This window comes from Cernens ardua, from assembly GCF_051251085.1.
Lineage (GTDB): Bacteria > Pseudomonadota > Gammaproteobacteria > Pseudomonadales > Halomonadaceae > Cernens > Cernens ardua.
Genome location: NZ_JBPCZH010000002.1, coordinates 17,160 through 35,810 on the forward strand (window position 1 = coordinate 17,160; position 18,651 = coordinate 35,810).

At 50.2% G+C, this 18,651-nt stretch carries 16 protein-coding genes; 14 read left to right on the plus strand and 2 right to left on the minus strand.

The window, feature by feature from the left end:
- Positions 1–61 precede the first annotated feature (61 nt).
- Both glnD and map read right to left on the minus strand, forming a co-directional pair.
- Positions 62–2,782 (minus strand): [protein-PII] uridylyltransferase, encoded by a 2,721-nt coding sequence (gene glnD, locus LMG33818_RS04655; protein ID WP_442322205.1) that lies wholly within the window; start codon positions 2,780–2,782, stop codon positions 62–64.
- A 547-nt stretch (positions 2,783–3,329) separates the two neighbouring features.
- Positions 3,330–4,127 (minus strand): type I methionyl aminopeptidase, encoded by a 798-nt coding sequence (gene map, locus LMG33818_RS04660; protein WP_442322206.1) that lies wholly within the window; start codon positions 4,125–4,127, stop codon positions 3,330–3,332.
- Positions 4,128–4,488: 361 nt separating this feature from the next.
- On the opposite strand from map, the gene LMG33818_RS04665 reads away from it, so the two are divergent.
- The 14 genes from LMG33818_RS04665 to lpxB all read left to right on the plus strand — a co-directional run bounded on the left by LMG33818_RS04665 (position 4,489) and on the right by lpxB (position 18,620).
- The gene (locus LMG33818_RS04665; RefSeq protein ID WP_442322207.1) at positions 4,489–4,662 is read left to right on the plus strand and encodes a hypothetical protein; all 174 of its coding nucleotides are present in this window, start codon (positions 4,489–4,491) and stop codon (positions 4,660–4,662) included.
- Between the two features lie 21 nt (positions 4,663–4,683).
- The gene (gene rpsB / locus LMG33818_RS04670) at positions 4,684–5,415 is read left to right on the plus strand and encodes a 30S ribosomal protein S2 (protein WP_442322208.1); all 732 of its coding nucleotides are present in this window, start codon (positions 4,684–4,686) and stop codon (positions 5,413–5,415) included.
- A 245-nt stretch (positions 5,416–5,660) separates the two neighbouring features.
- Complete coding sequence (gene tsf / locus LMG33818_RS04675) at positions 5,661–6,530, plus strand: translation elongation factor Ts (protein WP_442322209.1); 870 nt, start codon at positions 5,661–5,663, stop codon at positions 6,528–6,530.
- Positions 6,531–6,642: 112 nt separating this feature from the next.
- A complete protein-coding gene (gene pyrH / locus LMG33818_RS04680; RefSeq protein WP_442322210.1) occupies positions 6,643–7,401 on the plus strand; it encodes a UMP kinase in 759 nt (252 codons plus the stop codon).
- A gap of 164 nt (positions 7,402–7,565) precedes the next feature.
- Complete coding sequence (gene frr / locus LMG33818_RS04685) at positions 7,566–8,123, plus strand: ribosome recycling factor (RefSeq protein ID WP_442322211.1); 558 nt, start codon at positions 7,566–7,568, stop codon at positions 8,121–8,123.
- Positions 8,124–8,129: 6 nt separating this feature from the next.
- A complete protein-coding gene (gene uppS / locus LMG33818_RS04690) occupies positions 8,130–8,897 on the plus strand; it encodes a polyprenyl diphosphate synthase (RefSeq protein WP_442322212.1) in 768 nt (255 codons plus the stop codon).
- Positions 8,890–9,690, plus strand: a complete 801-nt coding sequence (locus tag LMG33818_RS04695) for a phosphatidate cytidylyltransferase (protein ID WP_442322213.1) — start codon at positions 8,890–8,892, stop codon at positions 9,688–9,690. Before uppS ends, LMG33818_RS04695 begins: the two co-directional genes overlap by 8 nt.
- A 62-nt stretch (positions 9,691–9,752) precedes the next feature.
- Positions 9,753–11,108: an RIP metalloprotease RseP gene (gene rseP / locus LMG33818_RS04700; RefSeq protein ID WP_442322214.1), complete on the plus strand. Its 1,356-nt coding sequence runs from the start codon at positions 9,753–9,755 to the stop codon at positions 11,106–11,108.
- Positions 11,109–11,411: 303 nt separating this feature from the next.
- Positions 11,412–13,754, plus strand: coding sequence for an outer membrane protein assembly factor BamA (gene bamA, locus LMG33818_RS04705; protein ID WP_442322215.1), 2,343 nt, complete (start codon positions 11,412–11,414; stop codon positions 13,752–13,754).
- Between the two features lie 264 nt (positions 13,755–14,018).
- Positions 14,019–14,522, plus strand: a complete 504-nt coding sequence (locus tag LMG33818_RS04710; RefSeq protein WP_442322216.1) for an OmpH/Skp family outer membrane protein — start codon at positions 14,019–14,021, stop codon at positions 14,520–14,522.
- Positions 14,523–14,697: 175 nt separating this feature from the next.
- Entirely contained in the window at positions 14,698–15,726 is a 1,029-nt protein-coding gene (lpxD, locus tag LMG33818_RS04715; protein WP_442322217.1) for a UDP-3-O-(3-hydroxymyristoyl)glucosamine N-acyltransferase, read from the plus strand.
- 318 nt (positions 15,727–16,044) lie between these two features.
- Positions 16,045–16,488, plus strand: coding sequence for a 3-hydroxyacyl-ACP dehydratase FabZ (gene fabZ, locus LMG33818_RS04720; RefSeq protein ID WP_442322218.1), 444 nt, complete (start codon positions 16,045–16,047; stop codon positions 16,486–16,488).
- On the plus strand, positions 16,485–17,252 hold the full coding sequence (gene lpxA, locus LMG33818_RS04725) for an acyl-ACP--UDP-N-acetylglucosamine O-acyltransferase (RefSeq protein ID WP_442322219.1): 768 nt from the start codon (positions 16,485–16,487) through the stop codon (positions 17,250–17,252). Before fabZ ends, lpxA begins: the two co-directional genes overlap by 4 nt.
- Positions 17,253–17,441: 189 nt before the next feature.
- Positions 17,442–18,620, plus strand: a complete 1,179-nt coding sequence (lpxB, locus tag LMG33818_RS04730; protein ID WP_442322220.1) for a lipid-A-disaccharide synthase — start codon at positions 17,442–17,444, stop codon at positions 18,618–18,620.
- Positions 18,621–18,651 lie beyond the last annotated feature (31 nt).

Here is an 18,651-nt window from a genome sequence, read left to right on the forward strand (position 1 = left end):
GTGGCTCGCACAGGAATCCTTCACTTTTTGAGTGGGACAAAGTTTACCAAAGAATGAACGATTAAGCCTCTGCATCCAGCACAGTTTGCAATCTTTTCAGTAGTGCTGCGTTTTTTTCTTCATCCTGAAGGGGTTTGCCTTCGGCATCAGTGATAAAAAAGACGTCCTCAACCCGTTCACCAAAGGTAGCGATCTTGGCGTTGATCACTGAGATATCGAATTCAAGGAAAATACGGCCGATACGTGCCAGTAGCCCCGGGCGGTCTGCCGCGATGATCTCCAGAATACTGCGCTGATGGAGGGTGTCATGGCGCAGATGCGGTTGTGTCTTGACCTGAAAATGCTTGAGCTGGCGGGGCGTATGCCGATTGACGATTTTCGGATATTCCGTGGTATTGACCAGACTTTTGGTCAGATGTTGGTGCAGTTTTCGCAGGCGTTGCGGGCTTCTGATGACGCGGCCCTGTTCATCCAACAGGAGGAAGCTGTTGAGCGTCCAGCCGTCCTTGGTTGTAATGATACGTGCATCGTGAATCGAGACTTCGGCCTGTTCCAATGCGGCCATTGTGGCTGCGAACAGATTGGGTGCTTCTGGTGTATTGAGGAATACTTTTGTGCCGCCATCGGTAGCGCCTTCAGCGGGGGCACTGATCAGCACCAGGGGCAGGACGGGGTTCCCCTGCTTCTGATTTTGTAAAATACCGATGGCCTGCCATACGATTTCATGTGTGCTGTATGTCAGGAAGTAATCATCACCGAATGAGTCCCACAGTTTTTTAATCTGATTTTCGTTGATACGCCGTGCTTTCAGAAGCTGCGCCGCTTCCTGCCGTGTGCTCTCGACCCATTCGGATTTGTTGATGGGATGATCCAGTCCGCGATAAAGCGCTCTGCGCGTCTCTTCATGCAGTACCCGTAATAGCGCTGATCGCCAGCCATTCCACAGGGATGGGTTAGTGGCATCGATATCTGCAACGGTCAACAGGTAAAGGTAGTCCAGATACTCTTCGTTTCGAACCTTAAGGGCGAATTCACGAATCACATCTGGTTCGGCAAGATCTCGTTTTTGTGCTGTCCACGACATGAGCAAATGGTTTTCTACCAACCAGGTGACCAGCATGGTATCGCGGTTGGAGAGGTCATGGCGTTGACAAAACCGCCGGACATCTTCGGCACCCACCCGAGAGTGATCTCCGCCGCGCCCCTTGCCCAGGTCATGGAACAATCCGGCAATCCATAGTAGCTCCAGCTTGGGCAGATGGGGAATGATCTGTTTGGCGAGAGTGAACTTGCTGGCTTCAGACGGCATCCGGAAGCTCTGCATGCGCGCCAACACATTGAGTGTGTGCGCATCGACGGTATAGATATGGAAAAGGTCGTATTGCATCAAGCCGACGATCTGATCGAATTCCGGCAGGTATTTACCCAACACACCATAACGGGCCATGAGCGCCAACTGTTTGGGTACATCTCCCGGGCTACGTAGAAGCTCCATGAACAGGCTGCGATGACGTACATCGCGACGAAAATCCTGATTAATCAGATGGCGATTTTCCCGAATAAGACGGATCGTGTTGGCATCCACCCCTTTAATGGAAGGATTCTGTGCCAGTAGCACGAACAGTTCCAGCAAAGCCCCGGGACGGCGTTTGAAAACCAATGGGCTGCGGGCTTTCAAGCGGTTGCTTTTCAGGCTAAAGCGCTTGTTGATTACGATTTCGGCGTGCTGATCTGGTTTTGGCAGCATCAGATCTTCGAAGTGGAGCAGTAGCATGTCGTTCAGCTCTACCATGGCAGAAACCATACGGTAGTAACGCCGCATCATTTGCTCGATTGCCAGACTTCCCGGCCGATCCTTGTAGCCAAGCACTTTGGCTACAACCCGTTGATGGTCAAACAGTAAGCGATCTTCGGCACGGTGGGTCGTCTGATGTAGGGCATAACGAATCTGCCAAAGAAATGCCTGGCCATGACTATAAATTCGCCAGTCCGAGTCGGTCATGTAGCCGCGGTCAACAATTTCACTGATTCGCTGCCGCCCGAAGTGGCGGCGCGCTATCCATAAAATGGTCTGGAGATCCCGCAATCCACCGGGGGAGTTTTTCAGATTGGGTTCCAGTCCATATTCGGAATTGTTGAATTTATCGTGGCGAAGCCGTTGTTCTTCCTCTTTCGCCTTCAGAAACTCCGCAGCGGACCACATTTTATCAACGCTGGTTTCGTGCATCAGCTGCTGGTGCAGTGCTTCACTGCCCGTAAGCAAACGGGTTTCCAGCAAATTGGTAATGACCGTGAGATCATTTCGTGCTTCCTGCACACATTCGTCTATCGTTCGAACGCTATGGCCAATCTTGAGGCCCAAATCCCACAGAAAGGTGATGAATGTTGAAAGCGGTTCACGGAAGAGCGGGTCGTCCTCGCTCAGCAGAATCAGAAGGTCTACATCAGAGTAGGGGTGAAGCTCTTCACGACCATAGCCGCCTACGGCAATCAGGGAAATCTCACGTGTTGTTGCCGGCCACGTAATCAACTGCCAGGCGATCGTGAGCAACCTGTCTACCGCCCATGCGCGGTTTTTGACCAGATCACGTATATCCTCACCCTGATAAAATCCCTCATCCAGGCGTTCAGAAACCTGCTTGAGTGTTTGTTTAAACAGGTTGATATGACGTGCAGTAATCGTTCCGCCACTTTCGATGCTCAGTTCGTGAAGTTCCTCACGAAGTCGGGGCTCATCGATTATCTGGGTATTCGGCGTGAAAGCGTAGTGATGCAGCAGCATAGGCGTGTATGGGATCGCACGGTATAGGGCCAAAGGGCTCGAATTCGAAGGACTCTCAATGTTCCAAGAGCGCTGGCTATCCAGAGCATTCAGAATCTTGACTATTCAGATTCTATAATTATCAGGCTCCTTGAATCACTCGGTTTTCAAAAATCATCCGGCTCTAAAAGACCGATGATTTACCTGATTATACAGGGGTATTCGTGGCTGATATTCATTTGCAAGACTTGAACAAGTACTCTCCATACCCATGTCGTTATGGAAACAATTTCAAATGAGCGCACACAAGTGGAAATCAATCACCCTTCGAGTATTCGAATAATGTTATATAACGCTATATAAATAGTTGTAACGAAGCGAGTCAATAACACCACGAAGATAGACTGACGACTACATCTTCGTGGCTTCAGTCATTGAACACTGTTTTCGCTACACACTATTTATCATGCCGTTGATTGCCTTTGTTGTACAAGATAACCAGCGGCCCCCCTGCGCCAGAATGTGACGCTTTTCCTCGTGCGACAAGGCAGCGAAGTAGAGGCAGTGATTATGCGTACTCTCCCCCCAAAAAGGAAAGATCTTCGTCTTCACGCTTGGTGGTAACGATAACGCCATCCTTGCTGATGATCAGTGTGTGTTCCCATTGCGCTGACAGGCTTTTGTCACGAGTGACAGCGGTCCAGCCATCCTTAAGGACTTTGGTCGGCCAATTGCCCGCGTTGATCATCGGTTCGACTGTCAGGCACATGCCTTCCTCCAGAGTGGCATCCGTATGAGTGTCATACCCGTCGTAATGCAATACCTGTGGTTCCTGATGGAAATCCTTGCCAATACCGTGACCACAGTAATCGCGCACCACGCTATATCCATTACTTTCTGCATGTTGCTGAATGGCGCGCCCAAGATCGGAGAGTTTGACACCGGGTCGCATTAGTTTCATGGCTTCGTACAGGCACTCTTGTGTCACTCGGGAAAGGCGTTCGCCCTTGATATTCTCGTCCACAATAAACATGGCACTGGTATCGCCGTAGTAACCATCCTTGATGATAGTGATATCAATATTAAGGATGTCACCTTTCTTCAGCTTTTTGCCGAAGTCGGGAATGCCATGGCAGACCACGTGATTCAACGAAATACAGCTGGCATGCTGGTAACCATGATAGCCAATGGTAGCCGAGACAGAGTCGATCTCATCTTCAATATAGCGGTGGCAGATACGGTCCAGCTCGCCTGTAGAGATACCGGGTTTGACATGTTGCTTGATCATTTCCAGTACCGAGGCAGCAAGGCGACCTGCCACGCGCAGTTTTTCGATATCATCAGGGGAATAGATAGGAATGCTCATAGTATTCTTCGGAAGTCGTTTGTATAAATCGGTTGGCTGAATATGTTTGTCGAAAAAAACCTGTTTGATAACACGTATGTCTGGATGTGGGTGTATCCAACGCTAACTACCCGCTATCAATAGATAATCAGTAGCGCTGAAGGCACACGGCTTTTTCCTGTTAATGGTGTCAGCATATCGCCTTGGACAACTTCTCGCATCAAGGAGATGCAAGAAACTTTCGTTTTTCATGCATATCGTGCCTTGAGTACTGTTCAGACTTCTTTTTAATGGCGTTTTGTGGTATAAAACCGCGCCTGAGCTTTTTGGGCTTCTTCTCACCTGCAGCGTTGTGCCATGTTGCATGTCATGATTACAGGGCATGAAGAGGATAAAGAGGCTCGGTCAATATCACTTTATAACGCTAGCGCTGATGGCATTGGCTGCCGTTGCAGTGTCTGATAACCGTTATAGTAACTACGACACCACACACGTTCCGTCACATGGTCCCGGGTGCCGCATTGCGGTCGGATCCATGGGGTACGTGGAGGCGTAACCCAAACCAAGGAGAAGTATCATGGCAGTTAAAATGATTGACCTGCTGAAGGCAGGTGCGCACTTCGGTCACCAGACCAAGTACTGGAACCCGAAAATGAGCGAGTACATTTTTGGTGCGCGCAACAAAATCCACATCATCAACCTGGAATATACTCTGCCTGCTCTTAACGAAGCAGCAGCGACTGTCCAGAAGATGGCTGCTAACAACAACAAAATCCTGTTCGTGGGTACCAAGCGTGCTGCGAGCAAGGTCATTGCTGAAGAAGCATCCCGTGTAGGTCAGCCTTACGTCAACCATCGCTGGTTGGGCGGCATGTTGACCAACTACAAAACCATTCGTCAGTCCATCAAGCGCCTGCGTGAACTCGAGCAGATGCATGATGACGGCACGTTCGACAAGCTCACCAAGAAAGAAGTCCTGATGGCAACCCGCGAGCAGGAAAAGCTTGAGCGTTCCATCGGCGGTATCAAGAACATGGGTGGCCTGCCTGATCTGCTGTTCGTTATCGACGTAGATCATGAGCGTATTGCCATCAATGAAGCCAACAAGCTTGGTATTCCGGTTATTGGTGTTGTGGATAGTAACTCCAACCCTGATGGTGTGGATTATGTTATCCCGGGTAACGATGACTCCATTCGTGCGATCCAGATCTACGTAACGGCTATTGCCGATGCCGTAGCACGTGCGAAAGAAGGCCGTCCTGACGAGTTCGTTGAAGTTGAAGAAACTGTCGTCACCGAAGGCGAATAATCGTCATTGGCTTCGGGCGCAGGAATAGGCTCGAAGCGAGAGGGGGCCTTGGCCCCCTTTTATATACCTGTTTAATATGCTGGTGAGTTGCCTTTCGGTACTGACCAGTCCAGTAGGTAGGGTTTTGCGAAACCTTCGTCTCTGGGTTTCGGAAAATCCATGCCATACATTGTTCATGTGTATGGTCCTGTTTACTCTATGGCCGGAGAGTCAACGATCCGGTCTTGAATAATGGAGAATTCAATATGGCAGCGATCAGTGCTTCTCTGGTCAAGGAACTGCGTGAGCGTACCGGGCTTGGAATGATGGAGTGCAAAAAGGCACTTCAGGAAGCTGACGGAGATATCGAGCTTGCGATCGACAACCTGCGTAAAAGCGCCGGTCTGAAATCCGCCAAGAAAGCGGGCCGTATTGCCGCTGAAGGCATTATTACTGTTCGCGTGGCGGATGATGCCAGCTATGCTGTATTGGTTGAAGTTAACTCTGAAACCGACTTCGTCGCACGTGATGACAACTTCAAGGGCTTCGCTCAGAAAGTGACTGACCGTGTTTTTGAAACCAAAAACACCGATATTGCTTCCCTGATGGAAGGCGAGCTGGAAGAAGCACGTAACCAGCTGGTTCAGAAAATTGGCGAAAACATCAGTGTTCGCCGTGCAGCTGTGGTTGAAGCACCTGAAGCTGGAGTTGTCGGTGGTTATGTCCACGGTGATCGCATCGGTGCGGTTGTTGTCCTGAAAGGTGGCAATGAAGAAACTGCGCGTGATATCGCGATGCACGTGGCTGCGATCAATCCTGCGGTGGCTCTTCCTGAAGATATGCCTCAGGAGCAGCTGGATCATGAAAAAGCGATTATCCTGGCTCAGCCTGACATGGCCGGCAAGCCTGCTGAGATCGCGGAAAAAATGGTTCAGGGCCGCCTGAAAAAATATCTGGCTGAAAACAGTCTGGTAAATCAGCCCTTCGTTAAAGATCCGAATCAGAGCGTTGCCGAGTTCGCCAAACAAGCGGGTGGTGAAGTTGTTGGCTTTGTTCGTTTCGAAGTAGGTGAAGGCATCGAGAAAGAAGAAGTGGACTTCGCTAAAGAAGTTATGGAGCAGGCTCGCCGTAGCTAATTGGCGGTGATTTCTCCATCATCGGCGTTGCGTTAGCGCAGCGCCGAATTTTTATCAGAAATGCTGGATTCCTGTCTCAACGCATTCCCCAAGCTTGCCGGAGATAAAGCACATGGCCGTAAACAATGATCGTAACGCCAAATATAAACGTATTCTTTTAAAGCTCTCGGGTGAAGCCCTGATGGGCGAACTTGATTTTGGTATTGACCCCAAGGTCCTCGATAGAATGGCGTTGGAAATCGGCCAGCTGGTGGGTATTGGTGTCCAGGTTGGGTTGGTGATCGGTGGTGGCAATCTGTTCCGTGGAGCTGCATTGAACGCCGCTGGCATGGAACGTGTCACGGGTGACCACATGGGTATGCTGGCCACCGTCATGAATGGTCTGGCCATGCGAGACGCTCTGGAACGTGCCAGTATTCGCTCGCGCGTCATGTCTGCCATTCCCATGAGTGGGGTCGTGGAACACTATGATCGTCGTGCCGCTATCCGTTATCTGAGTAGTGGTGATGTCGTGATTTTTTCTGCAGGTACTGGTAATCCTTTCTTTACAACAGATTCTGCAGCCTGTCTACGTGGCATCGAAATTGATGCCGATGTTGTGATCAAGGCGACCAAGGTGGATGGCGTCTACGACGACGACCCTGTGAAGAATCCTGATGCCATTAAATATGAACGTTTGGGCTATGATGATGTCCTTGATCAGAAGCTCGGCGTGATGGATTTGACCGCCATTTGTCTGGTACGTGATCATGACATGCCTGTTCGTGTCTTCGATATGACCAAACCGGGTGCATTGCTCAATCTGGTCATGGGTGGCAAGGAAGGTACGCTGATCGCTCAAGGTGCTGCCGAAAAGAGTCAGGCAGACTAAAGCAAACAAAGTTTATATAGCCAATGGTATAAGATGCGTGGCATGACGGTCGTTTATCTGTTTTATTCATGTCGAGTTAGCCGTTCATGCTCAGGCAGTGTGTGTCGGGGGTTGTAGCTCCCACCCATTATCGTTGAAAGCCCGCTGTTCAAAGGACAATATTCGTGATTAAAGATATTCAAAAAGACGCTGAAAGCCGAATGAAGAAAAGTGTCGAATCCTTGGTGTCCGCATTCAACAAGATTCGCACGGGGCGTGCGCACCCCAGTCTGCTGGAAGCAGTAATGGTTGATTATTACGGAAGCGACGTGCCGATTAGCCAAGTGGCTAATATCAACGTGGAGGACGCACGTACTTTGGCCGTTGTGCCCTGGGAAAAGCCCATGGTGCCCAAGGTTGAGAAAGCAATCATTACGTCCGACCTGGGGCTGAATCCAGCGACTGCAGGTACCGTTATTCGTGTTCCCATGCCGCCGCTGACAGAAGAGACCCGTCGTGGCTACACACGTCAGGCACGCGCTGAAGCAGAGCAGGGCAAGGTAGCGATTCGCAATATCCGTCGCGATGCGAACAATGATGTCAAGAATTTGCTGAAAGACAAGGATATTTCTGAAGACGAAGCGCGTCAGGCGGAAGATGCCATCCAGAAACTGACTGACAAGCATATCGCTGAAGTGGATCAGTTGCTGGAACACAAGGAACAAGACTTGATGCAGGTCTAATACCTTATGTCGTTATTACCAGCGAACAAGGAAGCTACCGTATCTGAGGAGCGTGTAACGCCCAGTCATGTTGCCATTATCATGGATGGCAATAATCGATGGGCGAAAGCTCGGGGATTGTCAGCTATTCGTGGGCATCATGCGGGTGTTGAATCTGTCCGTGCGGTCGTACGCCGTGCTGCTGAGAAGCGAGTGAAACACCTGACCCTGTTCGCTTTTTCAAGTGAAAACTGGAAGCGTCCGAAGGACGAGGTACGAGCCTTGATGGAGCTTTTCGTCATTGCTCTTAAACGTGAAGTCAGCAAGCTTCACCGTAATAACATTCGCTTATCCGTTGTGGGTGATCGCAGTCGATTGCATGGCTCCCTTATCAAACTCATTGAGAGCGCAGAAGCAAAAACGCGCGCTAATGATGGTCTGCATCTCTATATAGCGGTAAATTATGGTGGCCGTTGGGATATTACTGATACGGTTCGCCAGCTGGCTCAGCAAGTTGAAAAGGGTGAGTTGGTCGCCGATGCCATTAACGAGCAGTTGCTTGATCAGACTATGCAACACAAGATCCCCGATGTGGATCTTTGTATCCGTACCAGCGGTGAGCAGCGCGTAAGTAATTTTTTGCTATGGCAGCTGGCCTATTCGGAATTATACTTTTCCCCTTATTACTGGCCTGATTTCGGAGCAGATGCTTTTGATGAAGCATTGGCTGCCTTTTCAAAGCGTACTCGACGTTTTGGTATGACTGATGAGCAAATAGAGGTACGGGGTGCTTAAACAACGATTTTTGACAGCCCTGGCTATTGGGCCTGTTTCGCTGGTTCTGCTATTCACGCTGACAGGTGGCTGGTTTGCCAGTTTTGTTGGTCTTGTCGTCGTGCTATGCGGCTGGGAGTGGGCCAATCTTGCGGGGTATCAGGGGAAGCAGGAGCGTCTGATCATTGCTTTGGGGTTGGGTGTTATCCTTTCACTGGTCTGGTCCAGCGGAATCGTGTGGCAACGCTGGCCATTATGGCTGGCGTTTTGGGGCTGGGTACTGAACACTTTTTGGGTCATGGGTTATCCCAAGTGGGAAGGTCAATGGTCCGGGCGTGTTACCCGGTTGATCATGGGAGTGGTTGCTCTCGTACCCTGCTGGATGGCGCTTAATCAATTGCGCATTGCGCCGTGGTGGCTCCTTTATGTGTTGTTTGTGGTTTGGGGGGCGGATATAGCGGCCTACTTTGCCGGCCGCGCATTTGGCAATCGCAAATTAGCGCCCAGTGTCAGTCCCGGAAAATCCTGGGCAGGTGTTTATGGTGGGCTGGTAGGTACCTCTCTGTTTGCCATTATCATGACGTTCATCCAGCACATCAGTTTTGGTGGTTTCATTTGCCTCTTGATAGTGACCTGGATCATAACGTTTGCTTCCGTATTGGGTGACTTGCTGGAAAGCATGTTGAAGCGTCACAGCCATGTAAAGGATTCGAGCCAGCTGCTCCCCGGGCATGGTGGTATTCTGGATCGTATAGATAGTCTGACGGCTGCCGTACCGCTCTTTGCGCTTTTCATGCCCTGGATTGTTCATTAGCCTGATCGATACATCCGATAGCGCTTGATCAGGCGCTTTTCCTACTGTTCGGGATCGTGACCATGGATATCGTGGAAAATATCATTGCCGTTATCGTGGTGCTTGGGATTCTGATTACATTCCATGAGTTCGGCCACTTTTGGGTGGCACGCCGTTGTGGCGTCAAGGTTCTTCGCTTCTCTATCGGATTCGGTAAACCGCTATATCTTCGCAAGGGGGCATCCGGAACCGAGTTCGCTATCTCCTGTATCCCCTTTGGCGGATACGTCAAAATGCTCGATGAGCGTGAAGCCCCGGTTCCTCAGGATGAGCTTCCCTACGCTTTTAATCGCCAGAGTATCTTTCGGCGTATTGCGATTGTTGCCGCCGGACCAATCGCCAACTTTATCCTTGCCTTTCTGCTTTATTGGGTTCTGTTTATCCATGGCATCACGGGGATTGCTCCTGTTGTGGGTGCCGTATCCCCTTCGTCACCTGCAGAGTCAGGCCATCTAAAAACGGGTGAGGAAATCACTGCTATTCAGGGGCGAAATGTACGCTCCTGGCAAGAAGCGAACCTTGCTCTACTCGCCTTGATTGGTCAGAACTCGCCAATTCAGATCGAGACGGCGGACGGGCAAATGCATGCGGTTCCCGTATCCCGTTTCCTCGTTGGGCAAAACCCACCAGATCCACTCCCCGCGCTGGGAATCGCTCCCTGGGAGCCGCCCATTCCCGCTCGAGTCAGTTATGTGATGAAGGGGAGCCCAGCGGAGCGTGCTGGGTTGAAAGCGGGAGATAATATTCTCTCCATTCAGTCAAAGGTAGTAAGAGAGGTAGTAAGCCAGTGGGAGCAATTTGCCGAACAGGTTCGCCAATCCCCCGGTAAAACGCTGGTGCTCGAAGTACGTCATTCTGATGGCTCTTTGGGAACTATTCGTTTGACTCCAGAGTCGAAGCTATCAGAAAACAGGGAGCGTGAAGGGTATATTGGTGCTGCGGCCCAAGCAGAGCCGTATCCTCATCAGTATCTTCGTAATGTACGTTATTCCCCTCTGGCTGCATTGCCACAAGCGGTACGTCAGACAGGTGAAATGACGTGGCTGACGGTAGATTCATTGGGGAAAATGGTGATTGGCCTGATTTCGCCTCGCAATTTGTCGGGCCCTATCACCATTGCTCGGGTGGCCGGTGCGTCTGCACGTAGCGGTATTGAGTCATTTATCGGTTTTTTGGCTTATCTGTCGATTAGTCTTGGTGTTATTAACCTGCTGCCGATACCCGTGTTGGATGGTGGTCACCTGTTGTATTTCGTCATCGAGGCCATTCGTGGGCGCCCCCTTTCAGAGAAGGTGCAGCTGACAGGTTTACAGATTGGCGTTACTCTGGTGGCCGTCGTCATGTTCATGGCGTTTTATTTCGACATTATGCGTTTATGAAGTGGCAAAATTTTTGCTTTGGTCGTAAATCAACGTATCTTATTCGGATATAGGTATAGCGTACCGTTGCTGATTTACCTTGCCGAATGCTTTAGCCTGTTGGCTTATAAGAATGACTTAAGTTAAATGGCTTCATAATAGGCTTAACTATGTTGTAGTGTCATGCGAGAATGAGCCTGGTCACACTTGTATGATAAATAGCGTGTGTTATGGTGCCAGTTCGCAGATGGATTGATGGAAATCTCTATTGTGTCTAGCGGTGGAATTAACAAAAATGCAACCCGAAAGAAGCGAAAGGACGGTATGAAAATAAAGACCATTGGTTTTGCAGCACTGTTGCTGGGCAGCTCTCAGGCAGTCATGGCGGCGTCTTTTCCCATTTCGAACATTCGTGTAGAAGGGTTGCAACGAGTTTCGTCAGGTACAGTCTTCAATGTTTTGCCATTGGGGCCGAATGATGCTCTGGATGAAAGTTCTCTGAATCAGGCGGGTGAAGCGCTTTACCATACCGGTCTTTTTGATGATGTCAGTTTTTCCCGCCAGGGCGGTAATCTTCTGATTCATGTCAAGGAGCGTCCTTCTGTTGCACGTATCCATATCACCGGTAATAAACAGATCCCGACGGACAACCTGATCAAGGGGTTGGCTCAGGCGGGTATCGTTCGTGGTCAGGTGCTTCAGCGTTCCACTCTGAATGATGTTCAGCAGCAGCTTGAAAACGAGTACCAGTCCCAGGGTCGTTTCAACGCACAGATCAAGACTTCCATTACCCGGCTGAATGCTAACAATGTTCAGGTGAACATCAATATCAATGAAGGCGGTACTGCCCGTATTCGACAGATCAACTTCGTGGGTAACCATGCATTTAGTGACGGTGAATTGCGTCGCCAGTTGTCCTTGGCTGACCACCCGGGTTGGTTCTTCGGATGGTTCTCGCATAACGGCTATACACATGATGCCTTTGATCAGGATTTGAATTCACTCAAGAGCTTTTATCAGGATCGTGGTTACGTCAACTTTCGTGTAACGTCCTCCCAGGTTTCCATCAGCCCTGATCTCGCCAATATTTACGTTAATGTGAATGTAGATGAAGGTGCGCGCTATACCATCAGCAAAATTGCCTTCTCTGGTCGTTTGGGAATGGATGAAAGCCAGATCCGTAAACTGATCAACGCCAAGTCCGGTCAGGTATATAATCAGAGTCAATTGGATGACTCCGCTCAGGCAATCAAGCAGGCACTGGGTAACGAGGGGTATGCGTTTGCCAAGGTGAATGTTGTTCCTGAAACCGATGATACAAATGACACGGCAACGGTTGTATTCAATATTGACCCCGGTCATCGTGCGTATGTAAGGCGTATCAATTTTATCGGTAATACCACGACTGAAGATCAAGTGCTTCGTCGGGAAATGGTACAGATGGAGGGGGCGCCTGCTTCTTCACAGAATATCCAGCTGTCACGTCTGGCACTTCAACGCCTGGGCTTCTTCAGTGATGTAGAGGAAAAAACCGTTCCTGTACCGGGCCATCCCGATGAAGTGGATGTCGACTATACGGTGAAAGAGCAACCTTCAGGCAGTATTTCTGCATCGTTGGGTTTTGCCCAGTCTGAAGGTCTGATTTATGGATTGTCCCTCTCTCAGCCCAACTTCCTCGGAACGGGTAATGAAGTGGATGTAGGTGCTTCACGTAGCGATTACTACACCAATCTGAACTTCGCCTATACCAACCCCTATTGGACGCTCAGCGGTATCTCACGCGGTTTCAATTTGTATTACAACAAGTTTGATTACGATAACAACGATACCGATGTGTCGGCGTTTTCCAGTAATGCCTTTGGTGGCGGTGTCAATTTCGGTTATCCGATCAGTGATCTTTCCCGCATGAATTTTGGTATCGGCGCCGAGCACCGCGATATCAAAAGTTATAGGGAAACACCTTGGGAAATCTTCGATTATATCAAGCAGCATGGTCGCCATTACAACGACTACACGTTGTCGGCTAGCTGGACACGCAACAACCTGAACTACGGCATCATGCCTACTGCCGGGAGTAATCAGCAGCTGTCCCTTGAAGCGACGGGGCCGGGGAGCGATGTTCAGTATTACAAGGTGACCTATAATGGTCAGAAACTCTTTGCACTTACGCCAGGGTGGTCACTGAAGTTCGGTACCCAGCTGGGATATGGCCATGGTTATGGGAAAACAAGTATCTTCCCGTTCTTCGAAAACTACTATGCGGGTGGCCTGGGGTCCGTACGTGGGTTCAGGAGCCAGGCGTTGGGTCAGCGTACTACCCGTCGTAACGACGGGGATCGCTACACCCTGGGCGGTAATATTTTGATTTCCGGATCGGCGGATCTGATTTTCCCGACACCTTTTGTGCATAACAGCCGTCGTGTGCAGACCTCTGTTTTTGTGGATGCAGGTAACACCTATCTGTCCAAATGTTACTCAACAGCGGGTGGGCCTCAGTCCTCATGTGAATCTGGTGTTCACTTGAATCAGATGAACGTTGCTGCAGGTATCAGCCTGAATTGGCTAACAGCTATTGGCCCGCTGAGTTTCAGTGTGTCGCGTCCGATTCACAAGGCGAACAATGCTGCATCCCAGTTCTTCCAGTTCTCTTTGGGACAAACTTTCTAGGAGTGCTGAATACAGTTTCTTCTTCAATAGGGGCTCTGGGTCAAGTGGTTTCGTACAGAGCCTTATGGAAAAACGAAAGCATGAGTCTAAAAGCGATGGAAGGGCTGGCGTAGGTTCATGGCGCTGTATCGGCTCCCGTAAGCAAGGGTCGTTCACGTTTTGATAAAATAGGTGCCTAGGCGCTTTAAGCAAGTATCTCATCGTTGTCAGGCATATCCTGTGATGTGTTGATAACGTGCCGATTTTCTACAAGGAGTTAATTACATGCGTAAATTAGGGATTGCTGTAGGATTGGCTGCAGCCGTAATGGGTACTTCCTTCGCGGCTCAGGCCAATGAAGTTGCGGTTGTTGACTGGCAGCAGGCATTGATGAATACGACTGCCGCAAAACAGTCCATCAATCAGCTGCGTAATCAACTTGGCAATCAGCCGCAGCAGGTTGAATCTCTTGGTCAACGTGTACAGCAGCTTCAGGATCGCCTGCAGCGCGATGGCTCAACCATGTCAGAAAGTGCACGCAACAATCTGATCAAGCAGCTTCAGACTCAGGGCACCGAGTTCGAACAGAAGCGTGATCACCTTGAGCAGGTACGCCAGCAGACTGAGCAGAACTTCCTTCAGCAGGCACGTCCTCGTCTTCAGCGTGCAATGCAGTCTGTCATTCGTGCACACCACGTTGATGTCCTGATTGACCGCTCTGCTGTTCTATATGCACCAGACGCACTGGATCTGACCAACGAAGTGACTGCAGCTTACAATCGCGGTTAATTCAGCCTTTCAAGGTTGATGCAATTGCCGTGGCGGTGTAGCTCTCCCGTGGGCCATGCATGCTGTCAAGTATCCACGGGTTGTCGATGCAGCTGTATCGTTATGGTGTTGCCTTCAGTTGTTTTCACTTCTTCAATGGCGCACTAGTGCGCCATTGGTCATTAAGCGAATGAACATGAATACCTCTTCTACCCTGGGCTGGACATTAGGAGAGCTTGCTGAAAAAGCGCAAGCTACTCTTAAAGGGGATGCCTCGCGCCGAGTCACCGGATTTTCAACATTGCAGGATGCCGGTCCTGATGATATCGCTTTCCTGGCAAACCCTGCCTACCTAAAACACCTGGAGAGCACTCGGGCTGCAGCAGTATTGGTCTCGGCGGAGCATGCGGATGCTTGTCCAACCAATGCATTGATTCTTAAAAACCCTTATCTCGGTTTTGCGCTGTTGTCCCCTTGTTTTGCTCGTACAGAGCAAATGTTTGAAGCGGGGATCCATCCTTCTGCCACCATCAGTGATACGGCTGAGCTGGGTGAAGATGTGTCGATCGGTCCGAATGTCGTTATTGGAGCACACGTTCGTATCGGACGTGGGACACGTATCGGTGCAGGCTGTTTTATTGGAGACGATACCGAGATCGGTGAAGAGGGGCTGTTATACGCTAATGTGACACTTTATCACGGCCTGATGATCGGAAAGCGTGCTATTATTCATAGCTCAGCGGTTGTGGGTGGGGACGGTTTCGGCTTCGCCCATACAGGAAGGAACTGGGTCAAGATTGCACAAATCGGCAGTGTCATCATCGGTGATGATGTCGAAATCGGTGCATGCTCCAGTATTGATCGCGGTGCGCTCGGCGACACAGTGATTGGAAATGATGTTAAAATAGATAGTCAGGTTCAGGTTGCACATAATGTGCAGGTTGGAGACCACAGTGCCCTGGCGGGTTGTGTTGGGGTAGCAGGCTCAACAAGGATTGGCCGTGGCTGCCTATTGGGCGGCGGTGTCGGGCTGGGTGGCCATATCGAAATTGCTGATGGCGTCACTTTGACCGGTATGAGCATGGTGACCAACTCGATTCCCGAACCCGGGGTATATTCCTCCGGCACAGGGGTTATGCCCAATGCACAATGGCGCAAAAGTGTCGTTCGATTCAGACAGCTCGATTCTTTGGCCAAGCGCCTGAATAAACTAGAAAAGTCCTAGATCCTGTGGAGTATTCCTTACACAGGGCGGCTGCACATTAATTGGTGGAAGCCTGTGCTTCTACCTTTTTCGTGTCAGCATATAAATTTTCCGCTAGGGTAGTTGTATATTTGTTGCTCCGTTGTTGCCATTTCATGGTCATTGTCCAGTGGTAGTGATTACTTACAGGGAGTCACCATCCGGGGCAGGTAATGTCGTGGCATATACATTGTCGTGCATGGATGCCATGCACCACACATAGCGGGGTGTTTTTTTCGTACGCTTGAATTTTCAGGCGAATTGTTTTTATAAGAGGCATTTGTCTCAGAGGTTTTCTGCATGGTCATGGATATCAAGGAAATCCAGGAATTCTTACCCCATAGGTACCCATTCCTTTTAGTCGATCGCGTTGTCGAACTGGAAGAAGGTAGCTATATCAAGGCCTATAAGAATATCAGCTTCAATGAAAATTTCTTCTGTGGGCACTTTCCTGAGCACCCGATCATGCCAGGCGTTCTGATTACTGAAGCTCTGGCTCAGGCAGCTGGGATTCTCGGTTTCAAAACAGGTAACAAGCGTCCCAGCGATGGCTATGTCTATTATTATGTAGGCAGTGATAACGTCCGCCTGAAACGTCCTGTGGTGCCGGGCGATCAGCTGATTTTGGAAGCATGGATTGTCAAGGAACGCCGTGGTATCTGGAAATTCGCCTGCAAGGCCAGTGTAGATGAGGCGCTTGTATGTGAAGCTGACATCATGTGTGCTGAGAGGAAACTCGATTGATACACCCCACTGCAATCATAGATCCGGGCGCCAGGCTGGCTCCCGACGTAAAAGTCGGCCCCTACAGCATGATCGGGCCTGATGTTGTGATTGGCCCTGGATGTGTTATCGAATCACACGTTGTTATCAAAGGGCCTACCTCCATTGGTGCCAACAACCGTTTTTTCCAGTTTGCGTCCATTGGCGAAGAGTGTCAGGACAAAAAATATCACGGGGAAAGTACACGTCTTGTTATCGGTGATAACAATATTTTCCGTGAAAGTGTTACCGTCCACCGAGGTACAGCTCAGGATAATTGGGAAACCCGCGTTGGTAGCGATAACCTTGTGATGGCGTATGCCCACATAGCGCATGATTGTGTTATCGGTGACCACTGTGTTCTGGCCAATAGCGCGACGCTAGCCGGGCACGTTACTGTGGGAGATCACGCTATTATTGGTGGATTGGCGGCCATCCATCAGTTCTGTCGTATTGGTTCCCATTCGATGATCGGTGGTTTGGCTGCCGTGAGCATGGACATCGTTGCCTACACTATCGCCAATGGTAATCCGGCAAGAACGCATGGTATCAATATTGAAGGACTGCGCCGTCGCGGTTTTGATGCCGATGTCATAAGTAAGTTGCGTGAGGCGTACAAGCTGGTTTTTCGTAGCAATCGTAAGCTGGCTGAGTGCATCGACATTCTGGAAGAGGGCGAAACAGGCCCTGAACTTCAGTTGTTTGTGGATTCACTCAAATACTCTTCTCGGGGTATTACCCGTTAATCCTGCGCACTTCCGAGCTACCTCCCTGCTCATCAGAGTCCATTTACTCTGACGGGTAGGTAGGGTGGCCGGTATTTCCCATGGTGTTTTCTCCCATGGGAATAATTTCAGCATGTATGGCAAATCGCAGTTTGAATTCTGCTCGGTTATTCTCCCGTTGTTTATCCCTTCATTGTGAAGTCTTCCTTTATGCCGATTTCTCTTGCTTCCATTGATTCAGATTCACCTTTACGTATCTTTGTCGTTGCCGGTGAGCTCTCAGGAGACGTTCTAGGCGCGGGACTGATGAGTGAGATCAAAAAACGCTACCCTAATGCCCTCTTTCGAGGAGTGGGCGGTCCAGCAATGATAGCGGAAGGCTTCGAGACACTGGTGCCGATGGAGCGCCTCTCGGTCATGGGATTCGTCGAGGTCATCAGGCACCTGCCGGGGTTGATTTCGCTCAGGCATCAACTGGAGAAGGACGCGCTCGCCTGGCAGGCTGATATCATGGTAGGCATCGATTCGCCCGACTTTAATACCGGTCTTGAACTGGCACTGCGCAAAAAGGGTATTGCCACGGCTCACTACGTCAGCCCATCCGTATGGGCATGGCGGCAAGGGCGTGTGAAGAAAATCCGGCGTGCTGATGATCTTATGCTGACGTTTCTTCCTTTCGAAGCAGATTTTTATCGTCAACATCAGGTGCCGGTCACCTTTGTTGGGCATCCGCTGGCAGACAAGCTTCCTCTTGAGGATGACCAAAAAGCGGCACGGCGCTCATTATCGCTCGACGCCCGTGCCCCTTTGCTGGCATTACTGCCAGGATCACGTTACAACGAGGTCAAACTGATGCTTCCGGTGTATCTGGAGGCGTTGAGATTGCTGAGAGGCTATCACTTTGGGCTGGAAGCCATCATTCCTGCGGCATCGCCTGAACGGCGCCATGAAATCGAAGCCTTGATAGAAACGGCGGATATTGATCCGGGGACAAAATCCGTTCTACATGTCATTGATGGACAGGCGGCTCAGGCGATGACGGCAGCAGATGCCGTCTTGTTGACTTCGGGGACTTCTGCGCTGGAAGCCATGTTATGCCATCGGCCCATGGTCGTGGCATATTGTATGGCACCTTTAACATATGCTATTGCGAAACGTGTAGTACGAACACAATGGATTTCCCTTCCGAATCTACTGGCGCAGGAAACCATAGTGCCCGAACTGATTCAGGAAGAGGCCAGTGCTGAAAAAATCGCCGAGATATTACAGCCTTTGCTCTTTGAAGACCAGACTCCCTTGCGCCAACGTTTCAAGCAGATGCATCATGTTCTGGCGGTTAATGCCAGTGAACATGCAGCCGAGGCTGTGCTGGGGCTGATTACATCCTGAGCGTGGCAAATGTCCGGTGGGGTATTGCTTT